3 protein-coding genes are annotated in these 1809 nt (G+C 56.4%); all 3 read right to left on the bottom strand.

What is annotated here, in order from left to right:
• Position 1: 1 nt before the first annotated feature.
• Complete coding sequence (locus MVD07_RS06950; RefSeq protein WP_297500034.1) at positions 2 to 352, bottom strand: hypothetical protein; 351 nt, start codon at positions 350 to 352, stop codon at positions 2 to 4.
• A 366-nt stretch (positions 353 to 718) separates the two neighbouring features.
• Positions 719 to 925: a hypothetical protein gene (locus MVD07_RS06945; RefSeq protein WP_297500032.1), complete on the bottom strand. Its 207-nt coding sequence runs from the start codon at positions 923 to 925 to the stop codon at positions 719 to 721.
• A gap of 269 nt (positions 926 to 1194) precedes the next feature.
• Positions 1195 to 1809: hypothetical protein (locus MVD07_RS06940; RefSeq protein ID WP_297500029.1), on the bottom strand; the 615-nt coding region annotated here is incomplete at its 5' end.

Genomic DNA, 1809 nt, shown 5'->3' with positions numbered 1-1809 from the left:
TCTATGGGAACCGGCCGGGCACCTCCATGCCTTCCCAGAAACCACTTAACGACGTCCTCGTTCTCCTCTGGTAGCATCGAGCACGTTGATAAAGAAGCCTTCCGCCGGGCTTTAAGAGCCTCCAGGCGCTCTCGATCAGCCCCTTCTGGAGGGAAGCTACCTTTGGCATGTTCTTCTCCCGCAGGCGCCACCTAAGTTCGGGGTTCTTCGCTATCGTCCCGTCGCTCGTACAGGGGGCGTCGAGCATGATCCTGTCCGCAATCCCTTCACCTATCATCTCTAGCGCTTTCCTTCCGTCCGCAGTTATGACCTCTGCTATCTCGACTCCAGCCCGTTTAAGAACCTCTTTCATGCGCCTTATCCAGGCCCTGTCGATCTTGAAGGCATGTATCCCCCCTGTTCTCCATCAGCTCCGCCATGTGGGGGCGTTTTGTTCCCTGGGGCCGCCGCGAGGTTAACGACCGTCTCACCAGACTCAGGAGTCAGGATGAGAGACGCGACGGCCGGGGCTTCCTCCTGCGCTATCACCCAGCCCCCTGTTGAGGAGCCACTCGGGGTTAAAGGGGTTAAGGATCCTTATGATCGTTTCAGTCCTCTCGCTCCTCCTAAAGCGGATGTTCTTCTCCCCAGGTAGTTTTCAACCTCTTCTACTGTCACCTTTAATCTGTTCACCCTTATGCTCGTCGGTAGGGTCTCGTTGAGGGACTTCAGCAGTATCTCAGCCTCTTTGCCCGGGGGAACGGGCTCTCGCTATGAACCGCTCCGGCAATAGGTACTCCCACTTCAGTCTCTCCTCCTCGGTGTCAAACCTCGGGACGTAGTTTATGACCCTTGGAAGGAAGTCGTAGTAGTAATAGCCGACGAAGGGGGGTTCTCCTTGAGAGGAACTGGGCAGCCCCCCTGAGGTGTTGCAGCGTTTTCTCACTTGGCTTTCTGAAGACGGCAACCCTCAGCGTCGTCCTCAGTCAGGGGTCGAGGATGGGCGGGGAGACTCCGACGAGCTCCCATGCCTCCTCTGGATGGAGTAAAAGATGCCGGTCAGCTTTGAGTTCTCTCAGCCCTCAATTTTGTGCTTTGAGAGGCCCTCCTCTTCGCGCTCTGACTCGGCTTTATTTCCTCCCCTAGTTTAACCGCCTCAATGAAGGGCGTAGAGCTGTCTGTCGCTGAGCTTGAGCTTCCCCATGAGGCACACCATTAGAGAGCGGTCCTGTTGCCGTAGGAGAACCTGCCCGGAAGGGCACCGGCGCTTGAGAATATCAGATAGGCCTCCTCGACGAGACCGAGGTTCATCAGCTCCTCGGCAACCCTCTGGGCCTCACGGGGGTGCAGACGGTAGTAGCGGATGACCATCTCCCTGAGCCTGTCGAAGGCGTCGATGGCCTTAACCTTTATGAACTGGTCACTGCAGGAAGAGAGGAGCCTCTTCAGGGCGGGCAGGACGGATTTTATCACAGAGTCCATCGGGAATACCATGGGTAGCTTCGTCAGCCTTACGGAGGCTTTTAAGCCTGCATCTATGAGCCTCTCGCTGCCACTGGTTAATAAATCTCCAACCCTTTCCACGAGCAACTTCCAGCCGTCCCTCTCAATGGCGCCGGATCTTATGAGGATTAGAGAAGCCACCGCTGCTTCCTCGTCGCTTCCTTCCCCGAGGGCCCTGAGAAGTAGCGAGGTTGTTCTCCTCGATACGTACGGGATTTTTATGCTCCCTATCACGTCCATTATGCCAGACCAGACGAGGGGACTCTTTGAGGGGGCCTTTCTGAGGAGGGCTTCGATGACAAGGGTCAGTTCTCTATCCGTTAGAGG

The organism is Thermococcus sp. (assembly GCF_027008145.1).
GTDB lineage: Archaea > Methanobacteriota_B > Thermococci > Thermococcales > Thermococcaceae > Thermococcus.
This window is presented reverse-complemented; position numbering and strand designations above follow the sequence as displayed.

Coding starts and splice junctions, on each gene's coding strand:
- MVD07_RS06950 (WP_297500034.1), bottom strand. CDS start 352: ATGAAAGAGGTTCTTAAACGGGCTGGAGTCGAGATAGCAGAGGTCATA.